Annotated in this window: 19 protein-coding genes; 3 read left to right on the top strand and 16 right to left on the bottom strand. The window is 57.8% G+C overall.

Annotation, left to right across the window (positions count from 1 at the left end; translation table 11 throughout):
- Positions 1-78: 78 nt before the first annotated feature.
- Together ACI5FR_RS27235 and ACI5FR_RS27230 are read left to right on the top strand one after the other, a co-directional pair.
- On the top strand, positions 79-465 hold the full coding sequence (locus tag ACI5FR_RS27235; RefSeq protein WP_405460368.1) for a TIGR04086 family membrane protein: 387 nt from the start codon (positions 79-81) through the stop codon (positions 463-465).
- Between the two features lie 138 nt (positions 466-603).
- Positions 604-1,455: a phosphatase PAP2 family protein gene (locus tag ACI5FR_RS27230; protein WP_405460366.1), complete on the top strand. Its 852-nt coding sequence runs from the start codon at positions 604-606 to the stop codon at positions 1,453-1,455.
- 55 nt (positions 1,456-1,510) lie between these two features.
- On the opposite strand, the gene ACI5FR_RS27225 is transcribed toward ACI5FR_RS27230, so the two are convergent.
- The 7 genes from ACI5FR_RS27225 to ACI5FR_RS27195 form a co-directional block, all read right to left on the bottom strand.
- A complete protein-coding gene (locus ACI5FR_RS27225; protein WP_405460364.1) occupies positions 1,511-2,044 on the bottom strand; it encodes a DoxX family membrane protein in 534 nt (177 codons plus the stop codon).
- Positions 2,045-2,148: 104 nt separating this feature from the next.
- Positions 2,149-2,742 (bottom strand): molybdenum cofactor guanylyltransferase, encoded by a 594-nt coding sequence (gene mobA, locus ACI5FR_RS27220; RefSeq protein WP_405460503.1) that lies wholly within the window; start codon positions 2,740-2,742, stop codon positions 2,149-2,151.
- Between the two features lie 37 nt (positions 2,743-2,779).
- Entirely contained in the window at positions 2,780-3,322 is a 543-nt protein-coding gene (gene hpf / locus ACI5FR_RS27215) for a ribosome hibernation-promoting factor, HPF/YfiA family (protein WP_405460362.1), read from the bottom strand.
- A gap of 30 nt (positions 3,323-3,352) precedes the next feature.
- The gene (locus ACI5FR_RS27210; protein ID WP_405460360.1) at positions 3,353-3,808 is read right to left on the bottom strand and encodes a universal stress protein; all 456 of its coding nucleotides are present in this window, start codon (positions 3,806-3,808) and stop codon (positions 3,353-3,355) included.
- A 128-nt stretch (positions 3,809-3,936) separates the two neighbouring features.
- Entirely contained in the window at positions 3,937-5,058 is a 1,122-nt protein-coding gene (locus ACI5FR_RS27205; protein ID WP_405460359.1) for a PAS domain-containing sensor histidine kinase, read from the bottom strand.
- Complete coding sequence (locus tag ACI5FR_RS27200) at positions 5,051-5,701, bottom strand: response regulator transcription factor (protein WP_405460356.1); 651 nt, start codon at positions 5,699-5,701, stop codon at positions 5,051-5,053. The genes ACI5FR_RS27205 and ACI5FR_RS27200 overlap by 8 nt, the downstream gene beginning before the upstream one ends.
- 64 nt (positions 5,702-5,765) lie before the next feature.
- The gene (locus ACI5FR_RS27195; protein ID WP_405460353.1) at positions 5,766-6,212 is read right to left on the bottom strand and encodes a GAF domain-containing protein; all 447 of its coding nucleotides are present in this window, start codon (positions 6,210-6,212) and stop codon (positions 5,766-5,768) included.
- 272 nt (positions 6,213-6,484) lie between these two features.
- Here ACI5FR_RS27195 and ACI5FR_RS27190 point away from each other — a divergent pair, with 272 nt between their 5' ends.
- Entirely contained in the window at positions 6,485-7,264 is a 780-nt protein-coding gene (locus tag ACI5FR_RS27190) for a Crp/Fnr family transcriptional regulator (RefSeq protein ID WP_405460351.1), read from the top strand.
- Between the two features lie 84 nt (positions 7,265-7,348).
- Here ACI5FR_RS27190 and yajC read toward each other — a convergent pair whose 3' ends face one another.
- The 9 genes from yajC to ACI5FR_RS27145 all read right to left on the bottom strand — a co-directional run.
- A complete protein-coding gene (yajC, locus tag ACI5FR_RS27185; RefSeq protein WP_405460349.1) occupies positions 7,349-7,693 on the bottom strand; it encodes a preprotein translocase subunit YajC in 345 nt (114 codons plus the stop codon).
- Positions 7,694-7,731: 38 nt separating this feature from the next.
- Positions 7,732-8,865, bottom strand: a complete 1,134-nt coding sequence (gene tgt / locus ACI5FR_RS27180) for a tRNA guanosine(34) transglycosylase Tgt (protein ID WP_405460346.1) — start codon at positions 8,863-8,865, stop codon at positions 7,732-7,734.
- 36 nt (positions 8,866-8,901) lie between these two features.
- Positions 8,902-9,933 carry a tRNA preQ1(34) S-adenosylmethionine ribosyltransferase-isomerase QueA gene (queA, locus tag ACI5FR_RS27175; protein ID WP_405460344.1) on the bottom strand — a complete coding sequence of 344 codons (1,032 nt, stop codon included), beginning with the start codon at positions 9,931-9,933 and terminating at the stop codon, positions 8,902-8,904.
- A gap of 8 nt (positions 9,934-9,941) precedes the next feature.
- Positions 9,942-12,083: a SpoIID/LytB domain-containing protein gene (locus ACI5FR_RS27170; protein WP_405460342.1), complete on the bottom strand. Its 2,142-nt coding sequence runs from the start codon at positions 12,081-12,083 to the stop codon at positions 9,942-9,944.
- A 59-nt stretch (positions 12,084-12,142) separates the two neighbouring features.
- Positions 12,143-13,186, bottom strand: a complete 1,044-nt coding sequence (ruvB, locus tag ACI5FR_RS27165) for a Holliday junction branch migration DNA helicase RuvB (RefSeq protein WP_405460341.1) — start codon at positions 13,184-13,186, stop codon at positions 12,143-12,145.
- 42 nt (positions 13,187-13,228) lie between these two features.
- Entirely contained in the window at positions 13,229-13,876 is a 648-nt protein-coding gene (gene ruvA, locus ACI5FR_RS27160) for a Holliday junction branch migration protein RuvA (RefSeq protein ID WP_405460339.1), read from the bottom strand.
- Positions 13,873-14,376 carry a crossover junction endodeoxyribonuclease RuvC gene (gene ruvC / locus ACI5FR_RS27155; protein ID WP_405460337.1) on the bottom strand — a complete coding sequence of 168 codons (504 nt, stop codon included), beginning with the start codon at positions 14,374-14,376 and terminating at the stop codon, positions 13,873-13,875. The genes ruvA and ruvC overlap by 4 nt, the downstream gene beginning before the upstream one ends.
- Positions 14,377-14,518: 142 nt before the next feature.
- Positions 14,519-15,166 carry a BofC C-terminal domain-containing protein gene (locus tag ACI5FR_RS27150; protein WP_405460335.1) on the bottom strand — a complete coding sequence of 216 codons (648 nt, stop codon included), beginning with the start codon at positions 15,164-15,166 and terminating at the stop codon, positions 14,519-14,521.
- A gap of 142 nt (positions 15,167-15,308) precedes the next feature.
- Positions 15,309-16,285, bottom strand: a 977-nt coding sequence (locus ACI5FR_RS27145; RefSeq protein ID WP_405460333.1) for a hypothetical protein, incomplete at its 5' end; no start/stop codon positions are given.

The raw sequence follows: 16,285 nt of genomic DNA, 5'->3' as shown, positions 1-16,285 counted from the left end.
ATTCGGCCAAGCCGCCCATACAATGGAAGTGTGTGTACAAACCGTAAATTCCACTAAGTCGGGAGGTGTACAAGAAGTATGAATTCATTCACTAAAGTTCCCCGTATCCGCATCACGTCTCCTCTGCTGTCCGGGCTCATCAGCGCCGCAATCGTCCTGCTAATCGGTCTGCTCGTGCTGTCGATTCTGCTCACTTGGACCAACATGAAGGAGCAGTCGCTCACCGCATGGGTCTACATCATCCATGCGCTTGCCTCCGCATTCGGCGGCCTGAGCAGCGGCAAGCGGGCGGATAAGAAGGGATGGTATCACGGCGGATTGGCCGGTGTCATCTACAGCGTGATCATCCTGCTGGCCGGATTCCTCGGTTTCGATGCCGGACTAGACGCCGCTACGCTCGCCGTCCTGTCGCTCTGTTTCGCAAGCGGCGCTCTGGGCGGCATGATCGGCGTAAACCGGAAGTAAGAAGCTTCCTTATGCGGTTGTTCCATGCCGGCTTGTTTTGTTAAGAAAGGATCTAACTGGTCATTTCCCTTCCCCTTCCCCTGTGCTATAATAGTTAGGTTCATGACATCAACATTTTCCATTTTTAGGGGGAGCATCATGTTTCTCATTCATTCGATGACCCAGGTAGCGATTCTGATTGCCGTTTCGGTATATATATTGCTATTTTTCTCGATGAATCGAAACCCCCTGCAGCCGTTTCACGCCGCCGGGGTTTTTGTTCATGAAATATTCACGTCCCGCAAAGTCCTGTTTCATTTCGCGGCGGTGCTGCTGGTTCTATTCTTCAATAAAATCGAGCAGTCCGTCGAACGGAATATGGACTATCACGCCGACTTCACGCCTTCTGTGTTCAAGCTGGAGGGGCAGTTCGTCTCGATGTTTCAGAAGCTGTTCGAGAACTCGTTCCTGACGCATGTGCTCAGCTACTACTATGTCGTGGTATTCACCGCGCTCATGGTTGGCTCGATGTTCCTATATTTGCTGCACAAGAACAAGAAGCTGTTCTACGCCCTGTGCTATGCGATTATTCTCAACTACATGATCGCGATTCCGTTCTACCTGTTCTTCCCGGTCACTGAAGTGCACGCGTTCAATCCGAACGTCCGTTTTTTGATGCTCGACGTGTTCCCGTCCTTCGAGACGGAATACCGTCCATTGTCCGGGCTGGACAACTGCTTCCCGAGCTTGCACACCTCGCTGTCCGTCACATTGGCGATTTTGGCGCGGCGGTCGGGCAACTTGTTCTGGAAACGGTTCGTGCCGATCAGTGCGGTTATCATTATTTTCTCGATTTTTTATCTGGGCATCCATTGGCTGACCGATATGACGGGTGGTCTCGTGCTGGGGCTGTTCGCGTCCAAACTGGCGCTGCGCCTGAGCGAAGGCCGCCAGCTCGCACCGGTGTCGCTGAAGGAGCGCTTCGAGTGGGATAAGCGCGATGCGCAATAAGTTTAGACGAAAAACCCTCCGGAACTCGCTGTTCCGGAGGGTTTTGTTGTAGGATTTAGTGGGTCAATCGACCTCTAGGCTTATGGAAGATGCGCTCCCACGCTTTATCAAACCATTTGTGGAGCAGCGGCAGCACGGCGTAGTCTACCCCGAATTTCCCTGCGTTCGCACCCGCCGCGATCACAATGGTGCCGAGGAAGAACAACCACGGGTTGGCGCTTACGGTACCTCCCAGCATAAACATGAGGTTCATCAGCATTCCGAAGAACACCGCAGCGGTTGTCAAACAGCCAAGGATCAATCCGAGCCCGACAAGCAGCTCCCCCCACGGGATGATGACGTTGAACAGCTTCACGTTCGGCAGCGCGAAAGCTTTCAAGAATGCCACATAGTTCGGATACAGCATGTCGGTCGTCCCGGTTTCGAGCACCGGCTTGGCCACAGCGTTATTGAGAAACCCCGTGGCATCGAATGGCTTTGCACCGGTAAGCTTGTGCCACCCCGCGGTCAACCACTCGTATCCGACATACAACCGGACGAACATCAACAGGATTGCCGCGTACTTGTTCGTTCTTAACCAGTTCATCATATCGACCATCTCCCTTGTTCTTGATGGCTTAATTATAAATCCGATCCGCTGCCTTCCTTGTGAGATTAATCACTCGCCATAGCGGAATTTGCAATATTTTCTCGCTAATGTCGCCTGACCAGCAGCCCTGCGTATTCCTCCGGCGTATTGAAGCAGTCGATGAACGAAGACTCGATTCCTTCCGTCTGGAATTCGGTTTCGCGAAGTTCTCCCCACGAGATTTCCTTCAATACACGGGATACCGCCGGGTCCCCGCTTTGCAAGAGACGCCATACTGCCTCGGCACAGGATCGGTCATACACGCCGTGCAGCGGATATACGCGGCCTTGGACCCAGGGAAGCGCCGCGTCAAAGCCTTCATGCTTCTTGGTCTGGAGCAGCTCCGCCGCTTGGGCGGACAGGAACGGCATATGACACCCGACGATCCATACGTCCCGGTTGCGGGCCAGACTGAGCCCCGCATACATGCCGCCCAGCGGTCCACGGTTCGGTACGAAATCCGTTATAATGCGAATCTCCGTATCCAATAGACGGAAATACGGTTTGGGTTCGTTCGTTACCACAATCAACTCGTTGCAAACCGGCTTCATGAGCCGAAGCTGACGTACGATGAGCAACTCATCCCCGAAGTGCAGCAGCCCTTTGATCTGCCCCTCCATTCTGCGATCGAACCCTCCTGCTAATATGACGCCGGTCATCACGATCCATCTCCTCCTCCCCGGCAACAGCTCCCGTCTACGCCTGTCGCACAAGAGAGGTAATCAATCCATACGTTCCGTCGATCCGTTTGTATACGACGTCCGTCGATCGTGTCGCGCTATTGATGAAAACATGGAAGTTGTGATCGAGCAAATTCATCTCCAGAATGGCTTCCTCCACATCGACCGGCTTCAAGCCGACGTGCTTGACCCGTACGATCTCAAAGGGGTTCGGTTCCTCCTCCACTTGCGTGTTCGAGGCAAACTCCGGCATGCCCCCGCGGCGGAGTCTTCTGCGCATCTTTTCCTTCAGCTTGCGAAGCTTCCGCTCCAGCTTGTCCGCTACTGCGTCTATCGAGGCGTACATATCGTCCGTACGTTCTTCCGCCCGGACGACACCTCCCTCCAGTCGGAGCAAGACTTCTACTTTGTGCGTGTCCTGCTTGTGGCCGCCTACGATAAATGTGACCACGGCTTCTTCGACCTGAGCGACCAATTCCGTGCGTCTGATTTTCTGTTCCGCATATTGCTTCATAGCATCCGTAACTTCCATTTGTTTCCCATGGAATAGAAAACGCATAAGTGTCATCTCCTCCTATCAAGACTACCTTTACTCCCGTTCGCCATTGCCGCTGCCTTTCACGATCAAGACAGGGATTTTCGCTTTTTGCACGACGGCATGGCTGACGCTACCAAGCACGAGTTCCTTCAAGCCGCTCAGTCCCCGGCTTCCCATGACGATCAAGTCACAGCCCTTCTCCTCAGCGGTCTCCAAGATCGTGTCGATCGGGAAGCCTTCCCGCATTTCCACCGCTGTGTAAGGCAGTTCTGCAACGACCTTGCGTGCCTTCCCCAGCGTCTCTTCCGCGTATTTGTAGAACTCTTTATCGGCAATCGCTGAACCGGCGTAGTATGCCGCGCCTACCACGATGCTCGGTAAATGAAACGCATGAAGGACGGTCAATTGGGTCACCGGATTCGCGCGTATAAGGCTTACGGCTTGCTCCAGCGCCTTTTGGGCCAGCTCCGAGCCGTCATAGGCGACTAGAATGTGTTTGTATCCCATTGTAATTCCTCCCTTTTATAAATTCGATCTCCTTGATGGCTTCAGTATATAGCTGATGCCGCATGGCGGATGTGAGGAATATCACAACAAAAAAGGAGCGTTTCCGCTCCTTGTATTTCCTTGAGAAATCAATCTTTATGACTCTTCTTAGGTATGATCAGCGTTACGAGCGTTCCTTCATTCAGAGCCGACCGGATCCGCAATTGTCCCCCGACGGACTTGGCTCTCTCCTCCATGCTGAGCAACCCTACGCCTTTCCCTTTCGTGTCGCGCGAAAACCCTCGGCCGCGGTCCTCCACCTGCACCTCAACCGCCTTCCCTCGGTCAAAAATGCGAACGAACGCTTCGTCGGCTTGCGAATATTTCATCACATTGGTCAGCGCTTCCTGGATAATGCGATAAATGACGGTTTCGGCCTGTATCTCGAGCCTGCCGCTCAATTCGTTCTCGAAGTGGATTCCGATCCCGTAATGCTGAGAGAAATTGTCCAGAAACGTACGAAGGGCGGGTACGACACCCAGATCGTCGAGAACCGATGGACGCAGTTCCCAGGCAAGACTCCGAATTTCCTCGATGACGCTGGAGATGCTGCCCCGGAGCTGCTGCAGGTCCGATCTCGGCTCATCGCTCAGAATCCGGTCGACCTTGATGAGCAGCGAGAACAAGCTTTGCCCGATCCCGTCATGCAATTCCCGCGAGAAGCGCCGGCGTTCTTCCTCCTGAATTTGCATCATGTCGGCGAGCATCTGCTGCAGATCTTCCTCGACTTCCTTGAGCCGCGTAACATCGTTGCGGATTGCCAAATACTGATAAGGCTTGCCCTGTTCGTCTAACAACGGCACGATGGTCGTGCGAACCCAGTAGTGCGAACCGTCTTTGGCGAGATTCTTGATATCCCCTTGCCACACGCGACCCGACGCGATCGTCTGCCACAAGTTCCGCATGAAACTCTTCTCATGATACCCGGAATTAATGATCCGATGGTCCTGTCCGAGCAGCTCCGCCCGCGCATAACGAGATATTTCGCAGAACTTATCGTTCACATATAGAATAATCCCTTTGCGATCCGTCAAAGCGACAATGGAGGATTCATCCAGGGCGAATTTGACGTTGGCCAGCTGTCTTAGCGAATGCTTCAGCTCGTCCCGCAGTTTCGGATCGATCGCTTCTCCGTCAAGCCGATTCAGGAGCTGCATGACATTCTCACCGATCACCTCGGGATATTCAGATGCCGGGAAATCGTTACTCATAATTCAACAGCCCTTTTTTCAACGCATACTTAATAAGGTCGGGACGCGTCTTAAGGCCAAGCTTTTCCATGAGGTTCGCTTTGTGCGTTTCGACGGTCTTCACGCTCAGGATCAGCTGTTCGGCGATCTCCTTGTTGGAATAGCCTTTGGCCGTCCAGCTCAAAATCTCTTTCTCCCGTTCAGATAGCGTCTCGAATGCGCCGCCGTTGTCCCCGTGTTTATGGCGCTCCAAATATTCGTTCATCAGCCGCTTCGTTGCCGTCGGGTACAAATAAGCGTTGCCGTTCGCAACGGATCGAATGGCCGAAACCAATTCGTCATGCGGGGCACTCTTCAAAATATAGCCTGCGGCACCGGCGTGAATCGCCCGGAATAAATATTCGTCGTCGTCGTGCATCGTCAAGACGAGTACGGCAATATCGGGTGCTTTCTGCTTCAGTTCGGCGGTGGCGGTCATCCCGTCTTTCCCATGGGGCATGCTCAAATCCATCAGCACGACATCGGGCTGGAGTTGAAGCGCCTTGGCGATGCCCTCATCGCCGTCCGCCGCTTCGCCCACAACCTCGATTCCGTGCTTGCCGTGCAAGAGCGAGGCCAGGCCGGACCGGACGACAGCATGATCGTCTACAATCATTAGTTTCATTAGAGAACACCGCTTTCCGCCAACTTATTGATAAGCCTATCTTATCACAAAAGAAAAGGTTCCTTTAAGGCATATGGAAAGCGGCGGCGGCAGTCGCGATCCTAGCCGACGTATCCGCCAGCAATTGAAGCGTCGCGTCGTTATAGCTCCGCACGGCGCGAGAACCTAGTAAGATCAAGCCTACAGCACTTCCATCCACGATAACCGGGGTGGCTGCGACGGAGGACAACCGTTCCGACAGAAGAAGCGGTGCGTCTTCTCGGCGCAAGTCGGAAGCGTTCCGGTGCCGGTCGAGCACGATCGTTCGTCCGGTTCGCAGCGCCGCGCCTGCGATACCGCGTCCGGGCTGAACGGTCAGCCGAAGGAGCCGGGTGCCGGATTCTCCGACGGCCCGCTTCCACCGCCACTTCGACTGCGGCGAATCCGGGGCGGCATAGGCGGCCAGATCGCTGCCCGTTTCATCGCGTAGACGCTGAAGCTCGTTTGCCAGCCGGGCATCGAAGCTGTCCATCCCGTCTCACCTCCTTTGCGGTGCGTTCTGACGTTGAACCTTCCCCATCTATTGTAACTGGAATGCATCCCGATTGCATTCGGGGAACACCATGAGAATTCCCTAAGGGAATTCCCTATTCGTTCAATGTGCGATGGATCCCGGCTAGGGGTGCTTCCCTGAAAGAAGAGAGTGATTTTCCTCACAAATAAATAAGGGAGTTCCTGTCGGATATTCAGGGGATCTCCCGATGGGAGTCATCGCCTCCGGAGAGTATGATAAGAGTATAAAGAGTGAACGAGAGGACGGTAATCACGATGACGACTGCGATCGAGATGAAAGGTAGGGCTGCAGAAGGCTGCACCGGAGGCCAGCCATGGGGGGCGGATGCGTTTTTTAGCCCGGAGCATCGCGAACTTCTGGAAGGACTGATGTATCCGAAAAAAGTGGAAGCCCACAAGTATCTGTTCTGGGAAGGCGATGCAACCGGCAAGCTCTACTATGTGCGATCGGGTCGGGTTAAATTAACCAAAACAACGGAAGACGGCAAGACGATCAACTTGTCGATTCAGCGGCAAGGGGATTTGATCGACGCACTCGATATGACCGGCAGCGGCGTGTACGGCTACAGCGCCGAGTCGATCGAAGATGCCGAGTTCGGGGTCATTCAAGAAAAAGACCTTGAAATTTTGCTGCATCGGCACGGAGACTTTGCCGTAGCTTATACTCGATGGATGGCCCTGCAGCATATGACGACCCAGTCGAAATTCCGTGATCTGCTCCTGTTCGGCAAACCGGGGGCGCTCGCTTCGACGCTGATTCGGTTGTGCAACACGTGCGGAGTGGCGACGAAGGACGGCATTCGATTGACGATGAAGCTGACCAATACGGAACTGGCCGATTTCATCGGCGCGACGCGGGAAAGCGTGAACCGCATGCTGAGCGAGTTCAAGTCGGACGGCATTATCGATATCGAGGGCGGGTTCATCATCGTGAAGACGCTGAAGGAGCTGAAGGCGATTTGCCAATGCCCGTCCTTCCCGGCTTGTCCGCGTGAAATATGCCGGATATAAATGTTCACCAACCCAAAAACACGTTCCCCGCAAGGAACGTGTTCTCGTCATCCGCGGCCTTATGCCGCCGTATGTATACGGATCTTACTTGCTCTCTGTAGGCGTAGAGGCCGGAGCTGGAGCTGGTGCCGCAGTCGTTACCCCGTTGATGGCCGACCGGTCGAACGTGAGCTTGGTCACGTCGTTGACGCGAAGCACGACGATGTCGTCGGTAATCTCCACGATCGTGCCGTGCATGCCGCCGATCGTCGTCACCTTGTCGCCCTTCTTCAGTTGACCCAGCATCGACGTACGGGCTTTGGAGCGCTTCTGCTGCGGACGGATCAGCAGGAAGTACAAGACCGCGAACATCAGAATGAATGGCAGAAACGTCATCAAGCCGCTATAGGGGCTTGTAGTCGTCGCCGCATCTTCGGCTAAATTCCACATGTGATTTCCTCCCTTTTAATTCGGTGCCTCTCTCACTTTTAAAACCCTTTGTCATTCTCATTCATGCCATAGCGCTCGAAAAACTCATCCCGGAAGTCCAAGAGACGGTCTTCCATGATCGCCTGTCTCACTTGCCGCATCAAGTCCAGCAGGAAGTACAAGTTGTGGTACGTCGTCAGCCGGATGCCGAACGTCTCGTCCGCCTTGATCAAGTGACGCAAGTAAGCCCGGGAATAGTGCTTGCACGTGTAGCAGCCGCAATTCGGATCGAGCGGTCCGAAGTCGCGGGCATACTGCGCATTGCGAACGACGAGACGCCCCTGACTCGTCATGCATGTCCCGTTCCGCGCAATGCGGGTCGGCAGCACGCAGTCGAACATGTCAATGCCGCGGATCGCCCCTTCCACCAATGCGTCCGGCGAGCCCACCCCCATGAGATAGCGGGGCTTGCCCTGGGGCAAGAGCGGTACGGTGCATTCCAGCATCTCATACATAAGAGGCTTCGATTCGCCCACGCTCAGTCCACCAATAGCATACCCCGGAAAATCCAGGGAAGTCAACTGGGCCGCGCTCTCGGCGCGCAGATCGGCGTACATGCCGCCCTGCACGATCGCGAACAAGCCTTGCTCCTCCGGCCTCGCATGGGCGGCGAGGCATCGCTCCGCCCAGCGGGACGTGCGCTCGAGGGATCGCTTGACGTAGTCGTACTCCGCCGGGTAAGGCGGACATTCATCGAATGCCATGATGATGTCGGCACCTAGCGCATTCTGGATCTCCATCGCCTTTTCCGGTGATAGGAACAGCTTGTCCCCGTTCAGGTGGCTGCGAAACTGCACGCCTTCTTCCGTAATTTTGCGCAGCTCGCTTAAGCTGAACACCTGGAAGCCGCCGCTGTCGGTCAAGATCGGGCGGTCCCAGTTCATGAACCGGTGCAGGCCGCCCGCCTCGCGGACGAGCTCATGACCGGGGCGGAGGAACAGATGGTACGTGTTGCTCAGAATAATATGAGCGTCCATCTCCTTCAGCTCTTCCGGGCTCATCGTCTTCACCGTCGCTTGCGTCCCGACCGGCATGAACGCCGGCGTCTCGATCACTCCATGGGGCGTGTGCACCCGACCTAGCCGTGCGCCGGATTGCTTGCACGTCTTAATAGCTTCATACGTAATGGCCATACTTTGCGTTTCCCTTTCTTCCGTTAGAACCGAACTTTAATCGTAAATAAACATCGCGTCGCCGAAGCTGAAAAACCGGTACTCCCGCTCCACCGCTTCCCGGTAAGCCCGCATGACGTTGTCCCGGCCCGCCAAGGCGCTCACGAGCATGACAAGCGTCGACTTCGGCAAATGAAAATTGGTGAGCAGCGCATCGACTACCCGGAACCGATAGCCAGGATAGATGAAAATGTCCGACCAGCCTTCGCACGCTTCGAGCGGGCGGCCTTCGAACCGCTGCCCGACCGTCTCCAGCGTCCGGGCCGACGTGGTGCCGACCGCTACGATGCGGCCGCCTGCCTCGCGGGTGCGACCCAGGATCGCCGCCGTCTCCGGCCCCAGCCGATAAAATTCCGAATGCATCCGATGCTCTTCGACCCGCTCCGCCGAAACCGGCCGAAATGTGCCGAGTCCTACGTGGAGCGTCACATAGGCGAGCTCCACGCCCTTGGCCTTCACCTTCTGCAAATATTGCGGCGTGAAATGCAACCCGGCCGTCGGCGCGGCGGCCGACCCTTCATGCTTGGCATAGACGGTCTGATACCGCTCCCGGTCCTCGAGCTGTTCCTTAATATACGGCGGGAGCGGCATCGTTCCCAGCCGGTCCAATATTTCTTGAAAAATGCCGGAATAGCGGAAACGGATCGTCCGCATCCCCATCTCGCCTTCGTCCTCCACCTCGGCGGACAACTCGTCGGCGAAGCGGACGACCGCCCCGCGGTGCATACGCTTCCCCGGCCGGACAAGCGCTTCCCAGCGGCCCTCCTCGAGCTGATTCAGCAGCAGCACCTCGATCTTCGCTCCGGTGTCGGGCTTCACCCCGAACAGCCGGGCAGGAATGACGCGCGTATCGTTCAAGACGAGCGTATCGCCCGCACGGAGATAATCGACGAACTGTTCGAAGCGCCCATGCTCGATCTGCCCCGTCGACTTGTTCAGGGCGAGCAGCCGGGACGAAGTCCGCTCGGCGAGCGGCGTCTGAGCGATCAGTCGCTCCGGCAAGTCGAAATCAAACGCATTGACATCCATAACCGTCTTCAGTCCTTACTGATAGTAACTCCATTGTAGTAGTATTGCAGGATATACCGGTAGTCATACCCGGATTGTGCCAGGCCGCGGGCGCCCCACTGGGACATGCCGAGACCGTGGCCGAATCCGTAGCCCGAGAAGCGAAACTGCGGATCCATGGTGGCCAGCCGGATTTGTCCGCTCCCGTTCATCATATACCAGTTGCCCTTATTCGCAGCGAGCGGCTTCGCTCCGCCTGTGTCCGATCCGGACAACGCATACACGGTGCCTTGCGGCTGCGTCACCTGCCGGATTTGCCCGTCCGCGCCCATAACGGACATCTTCGCCGTTTCTTCGACCTGGAACCGAGTACTCGGCAAGCCTTGCAGCGCGGTACGGAAATTATCCGATTTGGCCAGCGTCACGGACTTGCCGTTCAGCTTCATCTCCGTTACACGGGCGGACGGACCCGTCTTGGCTACCTCAACCGAGGTGAGCGGACCGGTGATAGCCGGCGAAACGGTGCCATTGATCGTCTCCAGCAGCTGGGATGCGTTATATGGCCCGCGAATCCAGTTGAATGCATTCGATTCGACATCCTGGCCGATCTTTGTCATGCGGTCGCCCTTGTTCACCTTGGCGATCGCTTCGTTCTTGATATTGTCCACGTAGGGAGCCGGCCGGATCGCGACACCGGAGTCGGTCGCCTCGAGAATCGGAAGACCCGCAGCCGACTTCATCCCGGTATCCTTCGCATAATCGGATCGGATATAACCGGCCGTTCCATCCTGCAGAACCACCCGGAACCACAGGAGCTCGCTAGCCGCCGCGCCCTCGTCGGGGCTCGGCTTCACGGAGACGTACTCGATTGCTTGTCCCCATACTTCAACCGCGTCGCCCGTCATGCCGCCGCCGTTGGAGTAAAAGTAGGGCGTGATCGGAACGCCCTTAGACAGCATCACTTCACCGGCCGTTGCCTGAGCGGCCGCGTTCACGGCGCCGCCCTCGGAGCCGACGCCGTAGTACGCCTGATCGACGGTCGAATCGGAGATATGCGCGATCTGGTATTTGAGCCCTTGCTTGATCGCGAATGTACGCGCGGCTACCGCCTGCGCCTTCAGCGCTTCCGCCGGCCACCCATTGTTCATCTCGGTCCCGACGACGGACGCGACGTATGTCTCGAACGGCACTTCGTTCACGACAGCCAGACTGCCGCTGAACTCGGAGAGCTCCAGACTGCCGCGATACTTGCGCTTGCTGCGCTCCTCGACTTGAACCGGTGCGCCGTCCTTGCCCGTCACCCAAGTCTTCTGGCAGGCGCCGCTGCCGCCCATGGTGTAATGGTCGGCGCCGCGCGCCGCCGTCACACCCGGAAGCCCGGAGGTGACTTCCTCGCGCTTCAGCAAATACGGCTGCGCCGTATTCGCGGTCTGAAGGGCGACCCCGACTTGGGCCGCCTGCTGCTTCACGGCGGCCAGCTGCGCGTCATCGGCGGCTTCGCCCACCCAGACCGCATACACCGGCTTGCCGGCCTGCTCGGTCACGGCGAGGAACGCGTCGAGCCCGCTCTGCAGCAGCGTATCGAGCAGCGGCTTCGCCTCCGCCTCGGTGGCGAACGCCCCGGAGGCGCCGTGCAGCGGCCCGGCGACGGCCGGAGCGCCGCCCCGCAGGAGCGGAGCGACGGTGCCGCTCGCGGCGAGCCGCTGCTTGGCGTCCGTGGCCGCCTGCAGGCTTTCGTACATGCCGGCGTACACCCGGTATACGACTTTGCCGGACTTCGTCTGCTTGTACACGAACGGCTTGTCCTCCGTCGCCTGCAGCGCCTTCGCCAGCGCATCGGCGGCCGCATAATCGGGCGTTTCCAGCAAGCTGACCTTGAACCGGTCCAGGCTGGCCCGCACGGTGACGCCCGGCGCGGTGCCAAACCAATTCGTCACCCCGCCTGGCAGCCGGTTGCCGATATCGAGCCCTTGGTCGGACGTCAGGGTGACGGCAGGGACTACAACCCGATAGGATTTGCCCGAATCGATGAACAGGGCCACGCGAATCGTATCCATATGCGGCACGGCGGCATAGCTGACCGCAGGAAAGGCCGGCGCCGCCGCCATCGCGGTGAAGCTCAGTCCGAGCAGAAGGGCGACTCCATGTCTTCTCATGCGGAATAAACGCATCGCTTTCACACTCCTTCCAGCCTCATCTCCGTGAGTCGTTTCTAGAACCTGAATAATCGCTACAGGGGCAGAAAAGGACCTTCCTCCTCCGCCGGCTTCCCATCTCCCGCCGGCAGCGGCAGGCCGAGATGCCGGTACGCCTGCGGCGTCACGACTCGCCCGCGCGGCGTGCGCTGCAGGAAGCCGATCTGGAGCAAATACGGCTCATACACGTCTTCGATGGTCTGACTCTCTTCCCCGATCGTCGCCGCGATCGTATCGAGTCCGACCGGGCCGCCTCGGAAGCTCGTCACAATCGCGCGCAGCATCTTGTGGTCGATCTCATCGAGACCGAGGTCGTCGACCCGGATGAGCCGGAGCGCCGTCTGCGCGATGTCGAGCGTAATGATTCCATCGCCGCGTACCTGGGCGAAATCGCGCACCCGCTTCAGCAGCCGGTTGGCGATCCGCGGCGTCCCTCTCGAGCGTTTGCCGATCTCAGTAGCCGCTTCGCCCACGATGCCGACCTGCAAAATGTCGGACGCGCGGCTCACGATGTAGCTCAGCTCGTCGACCGTATAGTACTCGAGCCGGCTCACGACACCGAACCGGTCGCGCAGCGGCGCCGAGAGCAGCCCGGCCCGCGTCGTCGCGCCGATGAGCGTGAACGCCGGCAGGTCGAGCCGGACGGACCGTGCGCTCGGGCCCTTGCCGATCATAATGTCCAGCGCGTAATCCTCCATGGCCGGGTACAGCACTTCCTCCACCGTCCGGTGAAGGCGGTGGATCTCGTCGATGAACAGCACATCGCCTTGCTGCAGATTCGTCAGGATCGCCGCCAAGTCGCCCGGACGCTCGATCGCCGGACCCGATGTCGTGCGGATGTTCACGCCGAGCTCATTGGCGATAATGTTGGAGAGCGTCGTCTTGCCGAGTCCGGGCGGCCCGTATAGCAGCACGTGATCGAGCGCTTCCTTGCGCAGCTTCGCCGCCTCTATGTAGATTTTCAGATTTTCCTTCGCTTGCGACTGCCCGATGTATTCGGCCAAAAATCTCGGGCGCAAGCTCAGCTCCGCCGACTCTTCTTCCATCATCAAGTTCGCCGAGATAATTCGGTCTTCCATGGGGGTCCTCCTTCAACCTTCGTGGGGGCAGGCAATCACCGCCTACACCCCGCTGTACAGCGCCTGGAGCGCCAGCTTCGTCAGCGTCTCCGCCTTGTCCCCGTCCTGCGCCCGTTCCTTTACCCGGCTCCAGGCCCGGTCCGCCTCCGCATCGGTATACCCGAGCGCGATGAGCGCTTCCTTCGCCTCGGCCCAGGCAAGTCCGCCTTCTCCGGTGCCGCCTCCGCCGGACAGCGGGCCTCCGCCCAGACCGGTACCGGTCACGGAGATCGCTCCGGCCGGAACCGGGATCGCACCGAGCTTATCCTTCAGGTCGAGCACGATGCGCTGCGCGGTCTTCTTGCCGATGCCCGGCAGCTTCATCAGGAAGTTCAGGTTATCCTGCTGGATCGCCGCCACGACCGCTTCCGGCCGTCCGGCGGACAGAATGCCCAACGCCACGCGGGGGCCGATGCCCGACACCTCGATCAGCCTCCGGAACAGAGCCTGCTCCTCGCGGGTGAGGAAGCCGAACAGCAGGATCGCGTCTTCCCGGACATGATGATGAATGTAATAGGTCGTGTGTCCTGCGCTGTCGGTCGAGGAGGCATACGGGTTCGGGCAGAACACCCGATACCCGACGCCGTTCACGTCCAGCACGGCATATTCATTTTCTCTATGTACGACGGTCCCTCTCAAAAAATCGATCATGGCTTCGAGACTCCATTCAATTTGTGCTGTAGGACAGCCGAGTGCGCGTGGCAGATGGCGATAGCCAGCGCGTCGGCGACGTCGTCGGGCTTCGGCACGGCCGCCAGCTTCAGGAACAGCTTCACCATCTCCTGCACCTGCTTCTTCTCCGCATTGCCGTAGCCGACAATCGCTTGCTTCACCTGCAAGGGGGTATATTCGGCGATCGTAAGCCCGCGCTGGACCGCGGCCAATTGGATCACGCCGCGCGCTTCCGACACCGTGAAGGCGGTCGTTACGTTTTTATTGAAAAACAGTTTCTCAATCGCCAGCGCATCCGGCTTGTATGTATCGATCAGCTGCAGCATCGAATCGTACACTTCCTGCAGTCGGACGGCCTGGTCGGTATTCGCCTTCGTCTGGATGCAGCCATACTGGACCGGGACGAGCTTGTGCCCCTGCTTGTCGACGAAGCCGAAGCCTACGATGGCGATCCCCGGATCGATGCCCAGTACTCGCATTGCTCCACTCCTTCATAAAAGCGAACGTATGTGTTCTCTTTGTGCCATTATAGCAAATCTAGGAGGGAAAAAGTATCGCACGCACAAAAAAACAGACGAATCGATCGAATCGTCTGTTCCAACGTTCACTATTTTATTACATTTACTCTTCCACGGCGTAGTCGCTAAATGTAGACAGAACGCTGTTGTATTCCAGCAGATCGGTCACCCGTATACCCTCCCGCAGCTGATTGACGGTTTCGTGCGGAAGAGCGCTTTCCAAGAAGCCCATGTTCAGCTGGAAAAAGGTCCGGATCACTTTCTCCCCGGACGGCTCTCCGTCGAACAAGGACAAGTTGCCCGCCCTGTCCAACCCGAAGTAAGCCGTATCCTTGCATCTCGGCGACAAATCCTCAATATGCTCGCGCAGGGTAACGGTCTCTCCCTCGGTCGAGACTTGCCACTGCGGATGCTCGGTATGAAGGCTGCGAATGTCTTGCGCCGACATCTTGCCGAGCTGTTCGATCTCTTCGCCGCACACATACGTGCGGATCGTGCGCACCGTCCAAGTTCCGTTTGATTGGCTAAGCTTGTCCAGCGCGGCAACGTCTGCGTCCGATTGTCCGGCTGCGGGAGAAACGGCGGCTACGGCCGGTTCGTCCGGCCCTCCGTCGACCGGCGCTGCCCACTTGAAGATCGCATACCCCGTTAGGCTTGCCCCGACTGCGATGACGACAGCTCCAAGCGATAGCCAGCGCCGGTTCAGGCGAAGACGTTTTTTCAACTGTTTCATCCGATTGGCGAAGTTCATGGGAATCCCTTCCGTCCTACAATTTTTTTCTAGCTTTCCCAGAAGGGCTCCCCATTATACCAGACCCCCACAAAGTGAGGTTAGCGTTCGCTGCATGCGATGGCGAAACACTCTTTGTGGGGACCTCCGATTATTTTGCAATTTACACTCTAGTCCAAGGAATGTTTCCGTTGCGCTTGGCTTTCGCGATCGCTGCTTTCGACTTGCGGGAGCTCGATTTCGCATTCCGCGAGCCGCTCTTGGCGTTGGAGCCGACGGCTTCGCTATTCACGGACACTGTGGCCGTCTCCTCCGTCCCAGTATCACGATTGTCTTGGCATCCGCAGTCTCTTTTGGCGTGTCCGTACGTGTACGGCGATACGAGCGGCGCGTTCTCATAGGGCACCGAGCTGTACGGCGATACCATCGGCATGTTGTCATACGGATAGTAATGGGCCGGAGCTACCAAAGGAGCGTTGGCGTATGGCGACACGAGCGGCGCGTTTTCGAACGGTGCGTTGGCGTATGGCGAGACCATCGGCGCGTTTTCGAACGGTGCATGGGCGTATGGCGACACCATTGGCGCGTTTTCGAACGGTGCATGGGCGTATGGCGAGACCATTGGCGCGTTTTCAAACGGTGCATGGGCGTATGGCGAGACCATTGGCGCGTTTTCGAACGGTGCATGGGCGTATGGCGAGACCATTGGCGCGTTTTCGAACGGTGCGTTGGCGTATGGCGATACGAGCGGCGCGTTTTCGAACGGCGCATGGGCGTACGGCGATACTAGCGGCGCGTTCTCAAATGGAGCGTTGGCATACGGCGATACGAGCGGCGCGTTTTCGAATGGGGCATGGGCGTATGGCGATACGAGCGGCGCGTTCTCAAATGGAGCGTTGGCATACGGCGATACGAGCGGCGCGTTTTCGAACGGTGCATGGGCGTACGGCGATACGAGCGGTGCGTTCTCAAATGGAGCGTTGGCGTATGGCGATACGAGCGGCGCGTTCTCAAATGGAGCGTTGGCGTATGGCGATACGAGCGGCGCGTTCTCAAATGGAGTGTTGGCGTATGGCGATACGAGCGGCGCGTTCTCAAATGGAGCGTTGGCGTATGGCGATACGAGCGGCGCGTTCTCAA

The organism is Paenibacillus sp. HJGM_3 (assembly GCF_045062745.1).
Classification (GTDB): Bacteria; Bacillota; Bacilli; order Paenibacillales; family NBRC-103111; genus Paenibacillus_AA.
This window is presented reverse-complemented; position numbering and strand designations above follow the sequence as displayed.

What these genes read in the sequence shown, in the direction of transcription:
- ACI5FR_RS27235 (WP_405460368.1), top strand. Translation starts at nt 79, where the DNA reads ATGAATTCATTCACTAAAGTTCCCCGTATCCGCATCACGTCTCCTCTG.
- ACI5FR_RS27230 (WP_405460366.1), top strand. Translation starts at nt 604, where the DNA reads ATGTTTCTCATTCATTCGATGACCCAGGTAGCGATTCTGATTGCCGTT.
- ACI5FR_RS27225 (WP_405460364.1), bottom strand. Translation starts at nt 2,044, where the DNA reads ATGATGAACTGGTTAAGAACGAACAAGTACGCGGCAATCCTGTTGATG.
- mobA (WP_405460503.1), bottom strand. Translation starts at nt 2,742, where the DNA reads ATGACCGGCGTCATATTAGCAGGAGGGTTCGATCGCAGAATGGAGGGG.
- hpf (WP_405460362.1), bottom strand. Translation starts at nt 3,322, where the DNA reads ATGCGTTTTCTATTCCATGGGAAACAAATGGAAGTTACGGATGCTATG.
- ACI5FR_RS27210 (WP_405460360.1), bottom strand. Translation starts at nt 3,808, where the DNA reads ATGGGATACAAACACATTCTAGTCGCCTATGACGGCTCGGAGCTGGCC.
- ACI5FR_RS27205 (WP_405460359.1), bottom strand. Translation starts at nt 5,058, where the DNA reads ATGAGTAACGATTTCCCGGCATCTGAATATCCCGAGGTGATCGGTGAG.
- ACI5FR_RS27200 (WP_405460356.1), bottom strand. Translation starts at nt 5,701, where the DNA reads ATGAAACTAATGATTGTAGACGATCATGCTGTCGTCCGGTCCGGCCTG.
- ACI5FR_RS27195 (WP_405460353.1), bottom strand. Translation starts at nt 6,212, where the DNA reads ATGGACAGCTTCGATGCCCGGCTGGCAAACGAGCTTCAGCGTCTACGC.
- yajC (WP_405460349.1), bottom strand. Translation starts at nt 7,693, where the DNA reads ATGTGGAATTTAGCCGAAGATGCGGCGACGACTACAAGCCCCTATAGC.
- tgt (WP_405460346.1), bottom strand. Translation starts at nt 8,865, where the DNA reads ATGGCCATTACGTATGAAGCTATTAAGACGTGCAAGCAATCCGGCGCA.
- queA (WP_405460344.1), bottom strand. Translation starts at nt 9,933, where the DNA reads ATGGATGTCAATGCGTTTGATTTCGACTTGCCGGAGCGACTGATCGCT.
- ACI5FR_RS27170 (WP_405460342.1), bottom strand. Translation starts at nt 12,083, where the DNA reads ATGCGTTTATTCCGCATGAGAAGACATGGAGTCGCCCTTCTGCTCGGA.
- ruvB (WP_405460341.1), bottom strand. Translation starts at nt 13,186, where the DNA reads ATGGAAGACCGAATTATCTCGGCGAACTTGATGATGGAAGAAGAGTCG.
- ruvA (WP_405460339.1), bottom strand. Translation starts at nt 13,876, where the DNA reads ATGATCGATTTTTTGAGAGGGACCGTCGTACATAGAGAAAATGAATAT.
- ruvC (WP_405460337.1), bottom strand. Translation starts at nt 14,376, where the DNA reads ATGCGAGTACTGGGCATCGATCCGGGGATCGCCATCGTAGGCTTCGGC.
- ACI5FR_RS27150 (WP_405460335.1), bottom strand. Translation starts at nt 15,166, where the DNA reads ATGAACTTCGCCAATCGGATGAAACAGTTGAAAAAACGTCTTCGCCTG.